Genomic DNA, 17,337 nt, shown 5'->3' on the forward strand with positions numbered 1-17,337 from the left:
ACAATGCGGGCATTATATCATCGCAAAGTACAAAATTCAAACAAAATAAAAGATGTAATTTATCGGCCGGACTTATACCAGCCGACATGAGGCTGGCTTATCAACTGAAGTATGATATGTTTCTTGCTTCTTCTTGACTATCTTTGGAATCTTCTTTCTTACCTACTGGCTGAGGTACTGTAGCGCCGTACATTCCATGTCGGTTTGTTCCCGGGCTGGATGGCTGTTCTTCCTTGAAAGAACTCAATTCTAATTCCAGCGCGCCTTTCTGAGCGATCAGTTCTTGCAGTTTCTTATTCAGTGGTCCTTCAGTCTCAATAGTTGCTAATATTTCCTGATCAAGCTTACTGGGATCAACCATTCTGATTTCTTTGGTCTGCCTCAGGCGTTTGAATAAATCAAGTCCTTTACCAATTAAGAAATCAAGCCTGGCTTTAAAGCCGGCATATTCTGGAGAATAATTCTCATCTCTTGGTTTTTCCTGCTCTTTATCCACCATAACCATTAATGAAATACTTTCAGGCCCTGCTTTTTTCAAGTGCTTCCTGACTTCAAGGTAGGTGTGTGCGGTTTCACAGACATCATCCAGAAAAATAACATGCCGCCCGCCCACGGGAACTTTGGATTCAGCAATTATATTAACCTTACCGCCTGTTGTTTTATTGCCATAGCTTGACACCTGCATGGTGGCTGGCGTGTAAATATATCCAAGCTCATTGAGTGCATCTTCTACATCGCGGGCAAAGGGTATTCCTCCATCGAGAAGGGTAATGAGTACCGGATTAGTGCCCTGGGGATAGTTTTTTACAATCTCGGCTGCCAATTCTTTGGCACGAGCCTTAATTTGTTCAGCGGTGAATGCTACAGGACTTTCCTCCCAGACTTTGCTTGCATAGTCCTGGGTAATTTTATGAACTCGTTTCAACTCAGCAGTTACTGCTTTGATTTCGTTGTCAGTCTGCTCTATTTTCTGCATCAATGCTTGTCGTGTCACAACACACCTCTTATGTAATGTAATGGCTAAATACAGCGTGCAGGATTTTTATTCATTCAGTAAAAAATAGCAAATTCTTTTTAGGTTTATTAATTATTATTTGACGTCAATTTTTGACAGCATTATCGTAAGCACTGTGAATATTTGATATTTCTCCCTAATTATAATTCAAAGAAAAACAACTATGTCGAAGAAGATAGGACTAACAAAAATTCCATCGGTTATTTTTTCATTTCCAATCGTTGATCCTCTGGTTGTTGGTCGTGTTGGTCTTCCAGCGTATGTGAACCTAGAGGGTCCGCTGATTTTTAGTTGAAAAAACCGCTCGAGTTCTGGCCAGTCAAAACTTTATCTCCCCAGTTAGTTCTTCAACAACACTCAGTGAGTTTACAACACAACTTCAAGGAATCAGGAGTGAGTTATTTCAGCATATTAGTCAGCATAAAATCGAAATGGGCTATTTAAACTTCCAAATCTGAGCCAGAGAGCCAAGTATCTATTTTGCCGGGTTTAGGCATGACACCTTCCGAAGCAGATTAGTGGGCGTACCTCTTAGGACTATCGAGAGCCTTGGCTACACAGCAACGCCAAGGCTACTTCGTGGAGATTCTGCATGAAAAAGTCGAAATTCACGAGAGTGTTCATCAAACTGTGTCATGCCATGTCATCTCGAACGTAGTGAGAGATCTCCGAGTGCTGGCACAAACCAAGGTTTGGGAGATCTCTCACTGCGTTCGAGATGACGGCCCTGCGTTCGAGATGATGGCGTGCCTGTGAGTAATGACACAGTGTAATGAACACTCTCAAATTCACAGACAGTCAAATCCATCGTTGCACCAATTAACTATGAATAAGGGGAGGAATCCTGTCTACAAAAAACTTATCTATCTCAACGGCATGAATCAATTTTACGAGAGCGCCGGGTTCAAAATGATACCCAAAGCGACTCGTCGTTGTTCGCTAAGTAATACATTGTAAGTTCGGCAGGCGGCACCAATGGACATGGATTCCAAACCGATGCGTTTTTGTGACAATAACTCAAAAATAGCCGGAGAGGGTAATTTACCAGACTCTGTATGGCCAATGATGATAATCTCTGGTCGAACAGCTAAAAAACTGTTTAACGATTGAATAATCATTTCAGAGATCCTGGTGACAGGCCAATCGGTAAGTACTCCTTGAGCTGAGACAATAAGATTGTGCTGATAAATTTCGCCGTCAATTTTAACTTCTGAATCACTGTATGCCTGCACGGCAAATTTATCTGCGGATTCCAAATGTAGGTGCATGGTTTTTAGTCACACAATAATTTATAATATCGAGCATTATATCATAGAGGTGAATCATGAGTCAGTTTCCACGCATAAAACGTTTACCCCCTTATGTCTTTAATACAATGACCCAATTAAAGTCAGAAGCGCGGGCGCGTGGAGAGGACGTAATTGATTTTGGCATGGGAAATCCCGATCAGCCTACGCCGCAGCATATCGTCGACAAGCTTGTTGAAACGGCACAACGTCCCGATACGCATCGGTACTCGATGTCCAAAGGTATTCCTCGCCTGAGACGGGCAATGGCCAGCTGGTATAAGCGCAATTACAATGTTGAGCTGGATAGCGAAAAGCAGGTGCTGACCACTATTGGATCTAAAGAAGGCCTTGCTCATCTGGCCCTGGCTATCAGCGGCCCGGGAGATACCGTGATTGTACCTGACCCAGCTTATCCAATTCACACCTACGGATTTATTATCGCTGGAGCCAATGTCAAGCAAATTCCGCTGGTTGATGAAAATCAGTTCCTGCAGGACATTGAAATAGCCATAGAGCAAACCTGGCCACGACCCAAAGCGCTGGTTATTAACTTTCCTGCTAATCCCAGTACACACTGTGTAGAATATGATTTTTTTGTAAAAATAGTTGAATTGGCAAAGCGTCATCACATCTGGGTTATTCATGATTTGGCCTATGCTGATATCGTCTTTGATGGATATAAGGCACCTTCCATTTTACAGGTCCCCGGTGCTATCGATATCGCCATTGAAACCTATTCAATGTCAAAGTCCTATAACATGCCTGGCTGGCGGGTTGGTTTCGCCTGTGGAAACGAAGAACTGGTCGCCGCCTTAACCCGCATAAAGTCCTATCTCGATTACGGCACTTTTACCCCAATTCAGGTGGCAGCAATTGCAGCACTTGAGGGACCGGATGATTGCGTCCATGAGATTAGATCCTTGTACGAAAAGCGCCGCGATGTGCTCTGTGAAGGTTTGTGCGAATTGGGCTGGTTTGTGGAAAAGCCCAAAGCCACTATGTTTGTCTGGGCAAAAATTCCCCCGTTTTATCGTCATATGGGTTCGCTTGAGTTCTCAAAATATTTGTTACAGGAAGCGCATGTCGCGGTATCCCCTGGTATTGGCTTTGGCCCGCAGGGTGATCAGTATGTCCGTTTTGGGCTGATTGAAAACAGGCAGCGAACTCGCCAGGCACTTCGTAATTTAAAGGCATTATTTAAAAAGGATGGTTACGCTGAGGCGGTATAAATGGATATTATCATCAATGGCTTATCTGATAATTGCCCATCTGAGGCCAGTCTCTTACCAACTCAGGGTAATTACTGGTTGAACATTCTTCATGTTCTGGATAGTCACAATGAAAATCCTGCGATTGGAGATTTTTTACGACGCCTTCATCAATTGGAAGGCCAGTGGATTGTCGCCTCTCCCATTCACTGGGAAGCAACTCATAATGATGCAATGATTGTGGCAATGGGCCATGAACTTGAATTAAGCAAGGCAGATGCCCGAAACTTATTTCAGCAAGTTAAACAATTTTTAGAACAGGACAATTGTTCAGTCTATTACCATGATGCACACTTATGGCTGTTGAATCCAGGTGATAAGCCCAAATTACAAAGCCAATTTCTTCCTCGCATTTTACATCACTCCTTATTGCCTATCTTAAAAAATATGGGTGAATCTCTATATTGGCAACGTCTGTTTACCGAAATGCAGATGTTGTTTTCCGCAAGCATCGTAAGTAATCAGTATAATGGGGCTAATGTAAACGGGCTGTGGTTTTATGGCGAAGGGGAATTTCATTTTCCTGCTAAAAAAAGAATTTTAAGCGATGATGCACAATTAATCTCAGCATTTCCTCAAATTATTGAGAATCTTAATCTGCAGTGTAAACTGGATAAAAACACCGTCATCTGTTTGCATGATGAACAAGCGCTGAATGTTCTCCTCGATAAAGCAAAAAAGAAAGGTTTGGCAGTTCGCTGTTACTGGAATAATATGGCCTGCCAGATAACAAAACCAAATGTATTGATACGATTGTGGAGATCCCTGATTCATGCAAATAAAAAGAAGAGCGATTGCTGAAATTTCCTCGACCCTGAACTCGTTATCCCCGCTGTTACAACGTATTTATACAGCCAGAGGTATTGAACATGAGAGTCAACTGGACAAACGTGTACAATCTCTGCTTCCTTATAATGAGTTGATCGACATTGACAAAGCCAGTCAGCGTCTCGAGCAGGCCTTAAGACAGAAACAAAGAATCCTGGTTATTGGTGATTTTGATGCTGATGGCGCCACATCAACCGCGGTAGCTATTTCGGCATTGAGGAGCATGGGGGCAGCAAATGTGGATTATCTGGTTCCTAACCGCTTTGAATTTGGCTATGGACTGACTCCCGCAATCGTTGAGGTGGCCAGACAACGAGCTCCTGATTTATTAATTACTGTTGATAACGGCATCGCTAGCATTGAGGGTGTGGATGCTGCCAACCGGGCCGGAATAGATGTATTAATTACAGATCACCATTTACCCGGAGATCAATTGCCCAAAGCCTGTGCTATTGTAAATCCCAATCAGTATGGCGATGGGTTCGCCAGTAAATCAATGGCAGGAGTTGGGGTTATTTTTTACGTCATGCTGGCCTTGCGCAGGCATCTTGTGAATTCAAACTGGTTCACTGAACAAGGTATTGAAGCACCGAATATGGCCCAGTTTCTGGATTTGGTGGCCTTGGGAACTGTCGCCGACGTCGTTACTCTGGATCAAAACAATCGCATCATGATTAATCAGGGGATTGCCCGCATTCGGCAAGGGCATTGCCGGCCTGGCATTCTGGCCTTAATGGAAGTTGCAGGCAAGAGTGCTGAAACGATTCGCGAATCGGATATGGGATTTTCTGTGGCTCCGCGTTTGAATGCTGCCGGGCGTCTTGATGATATGTCTTTAGGTATTGAATGCCTTTTATGTGAGGACATGAATCGGGCAAGGCTTTATGCCCGTCAATTGGATGAGTTGAATCAGGAGCGCCGTCAAATTGAGGCGGAGATGAAAGAGCAGGCTTTAGCGGTCGTAAACCAGATGGCTAAAAAAATGGAAAATAGTGTTCATCTTCCTCCGGCATTATGCTTAATGGATGAAAACTGGCATCAGGGAGTGATTGGGATCCTGGCGGGGCGCCTGAAAGATCGCTTTCACCGGCCGGTTATCGCTTTCGCGGTAGTCAGTGACAGTGAAATGAAAGGTTCAGCACGCTCTGTTTCAGGTCTCAATATTCGAGACGTTCTTGCAGAAATCGATACCCATTACCCAGGTCTTATCAATCGCTTTGGCGGTCATGCGATGGCTGCGGGATTAAGTTTGCATCCCGGCGCATTTTCAGATTTTCAAAAAGTATTTGTTGAAGAAGTCGCAAAGCATCGCCATGAACTCGATTTGGAAGGGGTGTTATTAAGCGATGGTTCACTGACATCATCAGAACTATCCATAGAAACTGCTTTAATGCTGCAACAGGCAGGTCCCTGGGGACAGCAATTCCCTGAACCTTGCTTTGATGACGTATTTGAAATTATTGAACAGCGCCTGGTTGGTAAAAATCATCTTAAGCTGAGTCTTATTCATGAAAGCGGGGGCGATACAATTGATGCGATAGCATTTAATGTGGATCTCAATCAATGGCCGAATCATCGTCTGCGTAAGTTGCATATGGCATATAAACTGGATATTAATGTGTTCCAGAGGCGGGCACGGCTACAGTTAATAGCTGAAATGCTAGTGCCTTTGACTTAAATGCTCACTTACAATTAATTTGTACAAAATAAAACCTACTGTATACTATGTCTAATTTTTTGAAGTTTATTTTCCATTATGTCAAGTGATGCGATTTTTTCCCCATTGGCTATTGCCCCAATGATAGACTGGACAAATACTCATTTTCGAGTTTTCATGCGTCTGATAGCCCCGAAGGCATTGCTTTATACGGAAATGCAGACAGCAGGAGCCATACGTAACAAGCCGGAGCGGGCATTGGGCTATGATGCCTGCGAACATCCGCTGGCTTTACAATTAGGGGGCTCAGAGCCTGAGGTACTCGCAGAATGTGCAAAGATTGCAGAGGAAAGGGGCTTTGCGGAAGTGAATCTGAATTTAGGCTGCCCCAGTGATCGAGTCCTGGCAGGGCGCTTTGGCGCCTGTATGATGCGAGAGCCGTCGCTGGTTGGTGAATGTATCGCTGCGATGAAGGAGGCTGTCCGAATTCCGGTTACAGCCAAGACAAGAATAGGCATAGATCATCAGGACAGTTATGATTTTTTTGCAGGCTTTGCAGAGAAAATTATTAAGGCAGGCGCTGACAAGTTAATTGTTCATGCGCGAAAAGCCTGGCTGCATGGCTTAAATCCCAAGCAAAACCGCAGCATTCCCCCTATAAACTATGACTATGTGTATCGACTAAAAAAAGAGTTTCCAGCGACTCCAATGGTTGTAAACGGAAATATATCAAACCTTGAGGCCGTTAAAACACATCTTGAGCAAGTAGATGGAGTTATGCTGGGCCGGTTAGCCTGCGATAATCCCTTTGCACTGGCTGGTTTACATCGTCACGTTTATCCTGATGTTCCCGTTTTAAGTCGTCTGAGTATCTTTCAGAACTATATGTATTATGTGAAAATCCAGTTGGAGCAATCGGTTCCGCTTTCAGTTCTGTTAAAGCCTGTTTTTAATATTTATCATGGACAGTCGGGAAATAAAGAGTGGAAAGCATTATTGCAGTCAATTTTGCAAGCTAAAAATGCCGCCCAACTGGACTTTGCGACAGAATGGCTTGAAAATCGGGAGTCATTACTTAACTCAGTCATTCCCGAATCTGCAGCGCTTTGAAGTTCAGAGGATTTTCAGGAGTAATTATGTTTACAAAAACCGTGTTAACTTTGCTTATCAGTTTGGTTTCCTTTACTGCCAATGCCTATTTTTGTCTATCGGGCTATCACTACAGTGAAAATTATAGCTTTCAGGCAAGCTGCGATTACTATCGTCTGCAGGATTTAATGAGAGGGAAAACTTACAATACAAGTTGTTATAAAGGATTAATTTTTTATTACTATTGCCAACTGGATGAGAAGCCTGTCAGCACTAAGTGAGCTGCTTTCCCCATTCATAGACTTTCTGCTCATCAACAATATTGCGTGTTTCAGCAAAACCCTCTCTGTTTTTCAGGGGTTCAATTGCTGAGGCAGCAATATTAATGCAGTCAGGTTTCGCATGTTTTTGCATATGCCCCGCAATATCAATTGCCCGATCACTGACTTGTTCCAGGGGAGTATCGTCATCGATATAAACAAAGCCGCCATTGATGCCGCAGCGGACATGAAAATTTCGCTTAATCTGTTTTGAGTGTTGATTAAAGTCAACCAGGCGTTCAAGAAGCATTTTGGCAGCGCTGACCGCTTCATCTATTTTTTGAAAGCAGCTCATCATACCATCAGGTGTCATTGCATATTTAATGACATGATTTTCTTTCAGACACTGTATCACCAATTCATTATAGCGATCGAAATCATAAGCCGCGAGGTACTTGTCTTCATTACGTTTCATTCCTGTGGAATCCACAACATCAATGGATAGAAATGCTAATTGCTGTCCCATCGCATCCAGTTTACTTTTAAGACGGGCAAACTCTTTCAACATTTTTCGCCGTTCGCTGGATGAGAGGGAGGAATCGAGTTGCGAAAATTTACTGTCAATTTCCTGCATCTGCTCCCTGGACAGGCGTTCCTCAAGTTTTTTTCGCCATTGCTGATATTGAATACTTTCTCGTCTTTTGTATATCAATAAACCAAGCTTGTCCTGTATCAGGCTTAAAAAATGCAGGACGATTGAAATTAAAGCTATCAGGATGATCTGACTGAAATCTGTTCCGGAAAACTGGTAGGGAATAGTTCTTTTAATTAACCCGATTGCTTCGGCTGTATGCGAGTTTGTAAACTGATTGAGTTTCATCAGAACTGGATAGGCCTTTGGATCGGATATATAATGGCTTAGAAATGAAATGGCAATGAGTATTATAACCAGAGTGCATAGCATTTTAATAAATCTGACAAGGTAAATGAGTCCTCTTGCGGTTGTGACTTGCATATTGAATAACCTCTTTTTTTGAAATAGTTCATTGGCAGGTTTTTAATTCTCTCGTGAAAATCCTGATTCATTGCAAGGTTTCTCTTAAGATTTTAGCCCAAAATTCAACCTGCGCGTATTTTAAAATTGTGCTGCACTGCCAAGGCATAACACAGAATTTTCATAATTCGAGCTGATTTGGAAGTCTGTACTTTGTTTTGAGAGCTTAATTTACATAGAAATGGTCTTATTCATGGCAATTTTTCTTTAATTCTAGTAAATTAAGCGCTTTTGACGTGCAAAAATCACAGGGGATTATTAGGCCATGCTAAATACATTGATGAAAAAAATGTTTGGTAGTCGGAATGAGCGGACCTTGAGACGCATGGAGAAGGTTGTGCTGGCTATCAATGGTTTTGAGCCAATGATGCAAAGCCTCTCTGATGAGCAATTGGCAGCAAAAACCCAAGAATTTAAAGCGCGCCTGGAACAAGGTGAATCGCTTGATGAAATGCTGGCTGAAGCATTTGCGGTTGTCAGGGAAGTCTCTGTACGGACAATGGGATTGCGGCATTTTGATGTGCAATTGATTGGGGGAATGGTTCTGCATGAAGGGAATATTGCCGAGATGCGAACTGGTGAAGGTAAAACCCTTGTAGCCACATTGCCCGCTTACTTAAACGCTATTACCGGTTTAGGTGTCCACGTGGTGACTGTAAACGATTATCTCGCTAAGCGGGACAGCCAGTGGATGAAGCCAATCTATGAATTTCTGGGCTTAACGGTTGGAGTCATTACCCCCGACATGGCGCATCCAGCGAAACAGGAAGCGTATAAAGCCGATATCGTCTATGGAACCAATAATGAATTTGGCTTTGATTATCTGCGCGATAATATGGCATTCAGCCTGGCAGATAAGGTTCAGAGAGAGCTAAACTTTGCTATCGTCGACGAAGTCGATTCCATCCTCATTGACGAAGCACGAACGCCTTTAATTATTTCTGGTGCTGCAGAGGGCAGCTCTGATTTTTATGTGAAAGTAAATAAACTGATTCCCCAGCTTAAGAAACAGGAGGAAGAAGGTGATGGCGGCCATTACACCGTAGATGAGAAGCAGAAACAGGCGCATCTGACTGAGTCTGGTCATCAGCTTATTGAAGAGTTATTGACCAATGAAGGTTTACTCGATCCAGGTGAAAGCCTCTATCATGCAAGCAATATCATATTAATGCATCATGTCAATGCATCCTTGCGCGCCCATGTCATGTTCCATCGTGATGTAGATTATATCGTCAAAGACAATCAGGTTGTTATTGTGGACGAACACACTGGACGTACCATGCCCGGTCGTCGATGGTCCGAAGGGTTGCATCAGGCTGTTGAAGCCAAGGAACGAGTGGCTATCCAGCATGAAAATCAGACGCTTGCCTCTATTACCTTCCAGAACTTCTTCCGTATTTATAATAAGCTGGCTGGAATGACTGGTACAGCGGATACTGAGGCTTATGAGTTTCAGCAGATTTATAACCTGGAAGTGGTTGTCATCCCAACCAATCGCTCGATGCAGCGTCAGGACCAGGCCGATCTTGTTTATCTGACTCAGAAAGATAAATACGAAGCGATTATTGAAGATATTCGTGATTGTATTACCAGACGTCAGCCAGTACTGGTCGGTACGGCTTCCATTGAAGCCTCTGAGCTGGTTAGCCGTCTCCTGGATAAAGTCAAGATCAAGCATCAGGTGCTCAATGCGAAATTCCATGAAAAAGAAGCGCATATCATTGCTGAAGCGGGTCGGCCTGGCGTGGTCACAATTGCTACCAATATGGCGGGCCGGGGAACTGACATCGTATTGGGAGGCAGCTTGTCTGCCGCTCTGGCGGAGTTGCCTGCCGATGCTTCAGAAGCTGATCGTCAGAAAGTAAAAGAAGAATGGCAAAAGCGTCATGAAGAAGTATTAAAGGCAGGGGGCTTGCGAATTATTGGTTCCGAGCGCCATGAATCTCGCCGTATTGATAATCAGTTGCGTGGTAGAGCAGGCCGTCAGGGGGATCCTGGCAGCAGCCGCTTTTATCTGTCGTTGGAAGACAATTTAATGCGTATCTTTGCTTCAGAGCGTGTGGCGAATATGATGCGCCGTCTGGGAATGAAACCTGGAGAGCCTATCGAGCATAACCTGGTTACAAAAGCAATTGAAAATGCACAGCGTAAATTGGAAGGTCATCATTTTGATGTGCGTAAGCAATTACTGGACTACGATAATGTTGCGAACAACCAGCGTAAAGTGATTTATAGCCAGCGGGCTGAAATTATGGCAATGAGTGATCCTAAGGAAACTGTCGACTCAATGCGCGAAGATGTAATATTCGGTCTGGTTGATAGTTACATTCCTCCACAGAGCCTTGAAGATCAATGGGATTTAAAAGGCTTATCCACAACTCTGCAGGAAGATTTTCAAATTAAAGCGGATGTAGAAAGCTGGGTTGAAAACGATCACTCCCTGCAACCTGAACAAATCAGGGATCGAATCTTTGATTTATGCTTGAAACGCTATGAGGAAAAAGAACAGCTGGCCGGACGCGAAGTCCTTTCACAATTTGAGAAATCAGTAATCCTTCAAACGATGGATACTCAATGGCGTGAGCACCTGGCAGCAATGGACCACCTGCGTCAGGGAATCCACTTAAGAGGTTATGCTCAAAAAGATCCGAAGCAGGAATATAAACGAGAAGCGTTTACATTATTTACAATGATGTTAGACAATTTGAAATACGATATTATTCGTCTGCTCACCTCGGTTCAAGTGCAGACTGAAGAAGATGTGAATGCGGTTGAGGAGCAGCGCCGCTCTGAACAGGTTCAGAAAATGCAATTCATTCATGAAGATGAGTCGCTAGCTGAACATGACCAGCAGCAAGACGGGCAAACTACTTTTCGCCGGACAGAGCAAAAAGTAGGGCGTAATGAGCCTTGTCCTTGTGGTTCTGGCAAAAAATATAAAAGCTGTCATGGTAGTCTGGTGTGAAAGTAGCCGTTGCAGTCATTGTTGACCACTTACAGAAAATTCTCATTACTCAAAGGCCCTTGCATGTTCCGCATCCAGGGGCCTGGGAATTTCCAGGGGGGAAAGTCGAGGCCACTGAAAATGCAGCGGATGCGCTGATTCGAGAAGTGCATGAAGAAGTGGGTTTAACTGTTGAGAAGTATGATTTCTTGGGCGAAGTTGTCCATTCTTATGGGGCAAAGCCCGTTCAACTCCAGGTTTTTCTGGTTTCTCATTTCTCAGGCACTGCCGTTTGTAAGGAATCCCAACTTGACCTAAGATGGGTGAATCTTAATAGTCTGAGCGATTTTGAATTTCCAGAGGCTAATCTTAAAATTATCCCAATGATAGAAAAGGCTCTTTTCAAGTAACAGTCAGATAAGGTTCTCTAACCAGTTTCAGTATTTCTAAGAGTCAGCACGTCGCAACTTGCATGATGCATGACCGCATTGGCTGTACTTCCTAAAAATGCGGGAATGCTTGAGCTATGACTGCCAAGGATAACCAGATCGCAGCCTAATTCTTTAATTTTTTGTAAAATATGCTGAGAAGCTGTGCCAATTTCAATGTATTGCTGTTCGGCTGGTATACCCAGACTTTCGCAGAGTAAGTCCATAACTGTTTGGGCATCTTCCTTGGATGGTTTGGCAATTTCAGCAAATCCCAGGCTTTGTGCGAATTGAAGCGACTTAGGGGGCTCAATGACATGAAGAAAATGAAGCTCGGCATTAAAAGCCTTTGCCAACATCACTGCCTGCTGACAGTAAATCCTATGATTTTCTTTTAAGTCCGTCGCGTGCAGAATTATTTTATACAAGATTGCCTCATCCATAAAACAGGTATCAACTTAATTGTAGTTTCTTTCAGTAAAAACAACAACCTTTATCCCGTTTGTAAGCCTTGTGAGTTTGATGTATCTTAAATTTACCTGTTAAGTTTAGAATCTTGTCTTTCCCGCGAAGGCGGGAATCCATTCCTCAATTGATACTGCAGCTAGCTCAGAGATGGATCCCCGCCTTTGCGGGGAAGACAGTTAATACAAAATTGAGCTTAACTTAACGGCAATGAGGGCCAGGGGGAGGGATGATTTTAACCCTCTCTTTAACCCACACCCTAGGGAGTGAGGATTTTTAATGAAGCGATATATACTCCCTTGGCCTAAAATTTAAACCCTGGTCGATCAATATCCTGTTCGAGTGAATTCATGGCCTGTTCTGCAGACTTCACAAAGGGAGAGGTAAATGAATCCTCTCTGTGAGCATGTATGCCAAATTTCGAAAGATGCCCTGCATTTTTTGCTCGTGACGGATTTTGATTTCCTTTCTGTCTTTTTAGGGTATCAGTATCTTCGCTGTCATTAGCTCTTTTAAAAACCGCACCACCTGCCAGTACCTCATCTTCTTGCAAGGGATCCTCAGGTAATAGAGGGGGTTCATTAGAATAATCCGAAGACATTAATGCCAAAGCAGATGCTGCCATTAATTTCTTCTGCTCAAACTCATCAACGCAGGTTTTATCATTGAAGTTTCCACTGCCTATAAATTCTAAACTTTCTGATATTTGCAGCTGAATCGGCTTTTCTAATGGAAATGTACCAACATATCGCACCAAGAATGTCGGGGTACTGTAATACCTGGTATTAACAAACTTGCCGAGCTTTTCTAATTGGGGACATTTGCCGAGATAAGTGTCAATATCGCCTGGGATATCGATTGATCTATCCAGGGCGGTTCCCATTTCAATAGCAATAAATCCGCCCACTTCCAAACCCATCTGCGCCTGGCTAATGAGTGGCATCATGAAGTTTTTGAACCAGTCCTCATATTTTGGATACAATTTATGTGATTGTAGTTTGCCTGGATAGTTTTCTTTATCAAAATAAGGAGGAGAGGTTAACATCATGTGGTTGGGCTTGCCGTCTGGGCATAACTGAGCTTGTGTGAGGGCTTCCATAGGAAGTGCATAAGTAAAGGTTTGGAAGTTTCTGGGTTGATGGTTTGCAATAATCTCTTTATAGGCTGGGACCAGTTTAGTGTTCGGATCGGTTCCAACATAACGTTTAACGCCCAAAGGGGAAGCACCAAAGGCACCTGCCATGCGATCGGCCCATCCCATACATAAATCGAGATAGTTTTCCACTGAGTAGCCATATTCTCTTTTCAGGAATTCAACAAGAGAACCTACGTATAAGGGATGATATTGGTTTACACCATATTTTCTTATAAGTGCATATCTTATTTTTGAACATGAAAGATGCATGTCAAGCCTGTGAAAATTATACATATCTGACGGTGTATTTTCAGATAGATTGGGAGCAGTCACCGCAGTTTGTGCTTTCTGGGCATTTTTTCTGGCCTTCATCGCTGTCTGGCGAAGTTGCCCACAAAAAAATGAAGCCAGATTATCTTCACTCCAGGCACTTAAAGGAGTATAGGCATTTGTTTTGGCCCTTTGTCCATTGCTAACGGCATAACGGAAAGGATCCACATAGCGGGCTGAGACAGACGCTCCCACTAGAGTTTGTGGAAAACTGTCGTTAAAAGACAGGGTCAGTTTTCTTGTTGTACCAAGCTTTGGCATAATATTCTTTAAAGCTTGCAAATCTTGTTCGGCGTCTTTTTTACTTATCGGTTCAAATGGGAGTTCCAGTTTCTTCTCCCTGATTTCTTTGAGCAATCGTAAACCAATCATTTGGCATATCAGGAATTCAATGGCGTCAACTTTAAGCGCCCTTTCATCGGGGCTTAAGGACGAGTGGCAGATCTGGATATAATTCTGCACTTCAATCAATTTGCTCTTAAAATAATCTGCACTGATTAAGATATTTTCTTCGAAATTAAGAAAGTCGAAGAGATCACTGAATAAAATAGAAGTAATCAATTTGAGTAGTTGAGGATTGTCGTGCACTTCATTTTCAGTAGGAATGAAATCTGAAGGCGATGCGTTTATAAGTTTCTTTTGTGAAAAGTACTTATAGTTCTTCATTATTTTAAAGTTAATATTTTCATAAGCTGTGCAATCGACATTATATTCTCTGCTAAGAAGATTGATTATTTGCTGAGAGTTATTTAAAAAAAGAGGCATAGTGATTGGTACCGGAATGGTGCTTCAAAATCGGCTATTTTAGGTATATGGACGATAAACTGTCAATAAATAGATCATTTTGATTTAATTATTTAGAGATGGTAATACAGGTTTGAGTTGGATTTTTTGCAATAGAATCTGACACTTTGCTTCCATCGGGTAGTTGAGTTTTCGGTGAGATTTCCAATAAGGGAAGAAACATAAAATCGCGCTCCAACAATCGTGGATGTGGGATCTGAAGCCGTGGATGGCGTAAGAAATGCTTTCCAAAAATCAGGATATCAATGTCCAGGGTACGAGACCCCCAACGTATTCGTCGGATCCTGCCATGAGTTTTCTCAATCTGCTGGCATTGTTTCAACAAATCTAAAGCCCGAAGCCCTGTTTTAATCTTAATGACTGTATTACAAAAACAAGGCTGAATTTTTCTGCCCCAGGCGACACTCTCATACAGACTCGCTGTTTTGAGTACCTGGGTCTTAGGTAAGGAAGCTATGGCCTGAATTGCCGTTCGTATCTGTCTTTCAGGACTTTTCAAGTTACTTCCAAGCGCAAGATAGCAAATCATTCTGAAACCGATTTACTCCGTTGTCTGCGTCTGGGTTTTCTTGACGGAGGAGGGGATATTTCGGTGATCATTTCATGCTGCCTGGTTTCGTCTGCATCCTGAAAATTTGTCCACCATTGGGCAAGCTCCATGGATTCATCACCAGCTAGCGCCCTTAGTGCCAGAAAATCGAATGCTGCCCTGAATCGGGGATGTTGCAACAAATTAATCGCTCTTCCGCCATGTCGTTTTGTAAAGCGAAATTGCAAAAGCCAGATTTCACGAATAACCTGAGTAAATCGTTTGGGAATAGCAATGACCTTATTCTGTTCAAAAATCACATGATTCATTGCTTTTTCCAGTGCCGATAAGGGCGCTAAATTTTCTGCTTGCTGATAAATCGCTGCCTGCTGTTTCAGAGGAAACCAGAGCAATACGGCAAAAAGAAAGGCAGGGGTTACCGGTTTATTACCTTGTATTCGGGTATCTGTACTTTCCAGAGCAATTCCTAATAGCGCACTTACCGGGTATTCGGAATGAAGCAATTGCGAGGTTTGGCTAAAGAGTTCTGCAAATAAGCCATGCTCAATCAGTAAGCGCTGAACGGCCTCACCTTGTCCGCATTGATAGAGCTTGGTGATCTCATCAAATAATCTGGAGCTTGACACATGACGTATTAACGAACTCATTTTCGTCAAGGGTTTCGCCGTTTCTTCTTCCAGAGCAAAATTAAGTTTGGCGCTGAAACGAATGGCACGAAGCATCCTCACCGGATCTTCCTGATAGCGAATGAGCGGATCTCCTATCATACGCAATTGTCTGCGATGGATGTCTTCCACTCCGCCTGTGAAGTCGACAATGGAAGAATCTTCGATATTATAGTAAAGTGAGTTAACGGTAAAATCACGCCGCCAGGCATCTTCATCCAGACTACCGTAAACATTATCGCGCACAAGCATGCCGCGCTCATTAACCTGCTGGCTTTCATCAATTGACTGATTACCGCGAAATGTGGCTACTTCGATAATATCGCGATGGAATATAATATGAACTAATTTGAAGCGGCGACCAATTATACGGGCATTTCTAAATAAGCTTTTAATCTGACTGGGAGTAGCGTTAGTTGCCACGTCAAAATCTTTTGGAGCCTGACCTAAAAGAAGATCACGCACGCTTCCTCCAACAAGATAAGCTTGAAAGCCAGCGCCATTGAGGCGGTTTAAAACCTTCAGGGCATTAGGACTGATATCCGTTTTTGAAACATTATGCTGTGTGCGGGGTATGATGAAGCTGGCTTCTATAGGAGTATGTTTTCCCCTGGACTTTCGCAACAGCTTTTTTATTAACTTAATTATTGTGGTCACCTAAATAAAGATTGTATAACGCTGTCTATTATAGCTAAGATATGTAGTAAAGTGAAATGGTTATGTTTAATTAAAATCATAGTCTTATTCTCAAGAGAAAATACATTTTTTTAGCTCAATAAATAATTGATTTCGATCAAGTCATGAGAATTACAAATGGATATGTTGGATATCATATTTAGTCTGATAGCATTGGTTATATTGGAGATTGTACTAGGAATAGACAATTTAATCTTTTTATCAATCCTTACAGAAAAACTGCCTTTGGAGCAACGTAAGGCCGCCAGACGATGGGGGCTTACATTTGCCTGGGTGACCCGTTTATGCCTGTTAGCCTCAGCGGTCTGGCTGGCAGAACTTAAGCATCCCTTATTTTCAATTGCCAAATTTTCCTTCTCGGCACGGGATCTTTTTCTTTTCGCGGGCGGTGCGTTTCTTATTGTTAAGGCGACACAGGAAATTCATGATGAAGTGGGAGAACATCCCCCGCTTATGATTGATAAGCCCTCCAGGAAAACCACTATGAAATCGGTGGTGACACAGGTTGCAATTATGGATGTGGTATTTTCACTGGATAGCGTTCTAACTGCGATTGGCCTGACTAACCGCTTCTGGGTTATGGCGGCTGCAATTACCTGCGCTATTCTGGTAATGATTTATGCCAGCGAACCAGTCAGCCGTTTCATCGATAAACATCCGACGATAAAAATGCTGGCCTTGTCTTTTCTTATTTTAATAGGTACGGTTCTTATCGCAGACAGCTTCTCCTTCCATGTTCCTCGGGCTTATGTATATTTTGCGATGGGTTTTTCAATTAGTGTAGAGTTGCTTAATATGCTAAGACGCTCACGTCATAAACGAAAAAGAATTCATAAGTAACTATTGTATGGTAGAGCTTA

Annotated in this window: 15 protein-coding genes; 8 read left to right on the forward strand and 7 right to left on the reverse strand. The window is 42.8% G+C overall.

What is annotated here, in order from left to right; genetic code table 11:
- Window positions 1-100: 100 nt before the first annotated feature.
- Complete coding sequence (locus E1O89_RS09810; protein WP_133140011.1) at window positions 101-994, reverse strand: phosphoribosyltransferase; 894 nt, start codon at window positions 992-994, stop codon at window positions 101-103.
- A gap of 908 nt (window positions 995-1,902) precedes the next feature.
- Complete coding sequence (locus E1O89_RS09815; RefSeq protein WP_133140012.1) at window positions 1,903-2,283, reverse strand: Mth938-like domain-containing protein; 381 nt, start codon at window positions 2,281-2,283, stop codon at window positions 1,903-1,905.
- 56 nt (window positions 2,284-2,339) lie between these two features.
- On the opposite strand from E1O89_RS09815, the gene alaC reads away from it, so the two are divergent.
- From alaC to E1O89_RS09840, 5 genes are all read left to right on the forward strand, one after another.
- Window positions 2,340-3,533 carry an alanine transaminase gene (alaC, locus tag E1O89_RS09820; RefSeq protein ID WP_112218423.1) on the forward strand — a complete coding sequence of 398 codons (1,194 nt, stop codon included), beginning with the start codon at window positions 2,340-2,342 and terminating at the stop codon, window positions 3,531-3,533.
- Complete coding sequence (locus E1O89_RS09825) at window positions 3,534-4,373, forward strand: hypothetical protein (protein WP_133140013.1); 840 nt, start codon at window positions 3,534-3,536, stop codon at window positions 4,371-4,373. It abuts the gene before it with no gap.
- Window positions 4,345-6,078 carry a single-stranded-DNA-specific exonuclease RecJ gene (gene recJ, locus E1O89_RS09830; protein WP_133140014.1) on the forward strand — a complete coding sequence of 578 codons (1,734 nt, stop codon included), beginning with the start codon at window positions 4,345-4,347 and terminating at the stop codon, window positions 6,076-6,078. The genes E1O89_RS09825 and recJ overlap by 29 nt, the downstream gene beginning before the upstream one ends.
- A gap of 78 nt (window positions 6,079-6,156) precedes the next feature.
- The gene (gene dusA, locus E1O89_RS09835; RefSeq protein ID WP_133140015.1) at window positions 6,157-7,167 is read left to right on the forward strand and encodes a tRNA dihydrouridine(20/20a) synthase DusA; all 1,011 of its coding nucleotides are present in this window, start codon (window positions 6,157-6,159) and stop codon (window positions 7,165-7,167) included.
- Between the two features lie 26 nt (window positions 7,168-7,193).
- Window positions 7,194-7,427 carry a hypothetical protein gene (locus E1O89_RS09840; RefSeq protein WP_112218419.1) on the forward strand — a complete coding sequence of 78 codons (234 nt, stop codon included), beginning with the start codon at window positions 7,194-7,196 and terminating at the stop codon, window positions 7,425-7,427.
- Here the strand turns inward: E1O89_RS09840 and E1O89_RS09845 are convergent.
- Entirely contained in the window at window positions 7,420-8,421 is a 1,002-nt protein-coding gene (locus E1O89_RS09845) for an adenylate/guanylate cyclase domain-containing protein (RefSeq protein ID WP_133140016.1), read from the reverse strand. The two genes, E1O89_RS09840 and E1O89_RS09845, sit on opposite strands and share 8 nt — an antisense overlap.
- Window positions 8,422-8,725: 304 nt before the next feature.
- Here E1O89_RS09845 and secA point away from each other — a divergent pair, with 304 nt between their 5' ends.
- Together secA and E1O89_RS09855 are read left to right on the forward strand one after the other, a co-directional pair.
- Window positions 8,726-11,425 (forward strand): preprotein translocase subunit SecA, encoded by a 2,700-nt coding sequence (secA, locus tag E1O89_RS09850; protein WP_133140017.1) that lies wholly within the window; start codon window positions 8,726-8,728, stop codon window positions 11,423-11,425.
- Window positions 11,422-11,814: a (deoxy)nucleoside triphosphate pyrophosphohydrolase gene (locus tag E1O89_RS09855; RefSeq protein WP_133140018.1), complete on the forward strand. Its 393-nt coding sequence runs from the start codon at window positions 11,422-11,424 to the stop codon at window positions 11,812-11,814. The genes secA and E1O89_RS09855 overlap by 4 nt, the downstream gene beginning before the upstream one ends.
- 17 nt (window positions 11,815-11,831) lie before the next feature.
- Here the strand turns inward: E1O89_RS09855 and E1O89_RS09860 are convergent, their stop codons facing one another.
- The 4 genes from E1O89_RS09860 to pcnB all read right to left on the reverse strand — a co-directional run bounded on the left by E1O89_RS09860 (window position 11,832) and on the right by pcnB (window position 16,408).
- Window positions 11,832-12,260, reverse strand: coding sequence for a universal stress protein (locus E1O89_RS09860; RefSeq protein ID WP_165483120.1), 429 nt, complete (start codon window positions 12,258-12,260; stop codon window positions 11,832-11,834).
- A 341-nt stretch (window positions 12,261-12,601) separates the two neighbouring features.
- Window positions 12,602-14,527 (reverse strand): hypothetical protein, encoded by a 1,926-nt coding sequence (locus E1O89_RS09865; protein WP_133140020.1) that lies wholly within the window; start codon window positions 14,525-14,527, stop codon window positions 12,602-12,604.
- Window positions 14,528-14,615: 88 nt separating this feature from the next.
- Window positions 14,616-15,095 (reverse strand): 2-amino-4-hydroxy-6-hydroxymethyldihydropteridine diphosphokinase, encoded by a 480-nt coding sequence (gene folK, locus E1O89_RS09870; RefSeq protein ID WP_133140021.1) that lies wholly within the window; start codon window positions 15,093-15,095, stop codon window positions 14,616-14,618.
- The gene (pcnB, locus tag E1O89_RS09875; protein ID WP_133140060.1) at window positions 15,092-16,408 is read right to left on the reverse strand and encodes a polynucleotide adenylyltransferase PcnB; all 1,317 of its coding nucleotides are present in this window, start codon (window positions 16,406-16,408) and stop codon (window positions 15,092-15,094) included. Before pcnB ends, folK begins: the two co-directional genes overlap by 4 nt.
- A 186-nt stretch (window positions 16,409-16,594) precedes the next feature.
- Between pcnB and E1O89_RS09880 the strand changes: the two genes are divergently transcribed.
- Entirely contained in the window at window positions 16,595-17,317 is a 723-nt protein-coding gene (locus E1O89_RS09880; RefSeq protein ID WP_133140022.1) for a TerC family protein, read from the forward strand.
- The last annotated feature ends 20 nt before the right edge of the window (window positions 17,318-17,337 follow it).

Source organism: Legionella genomosp. 1 (assembly GCF_900640215.1).
Taxonomy (GTDB): Bacteria; Pseudomonadota; Gammaproteobacteria; order Legionellales; family Legionellaceae; genus Legionella_C; species Legionella_C quinlivanii_A.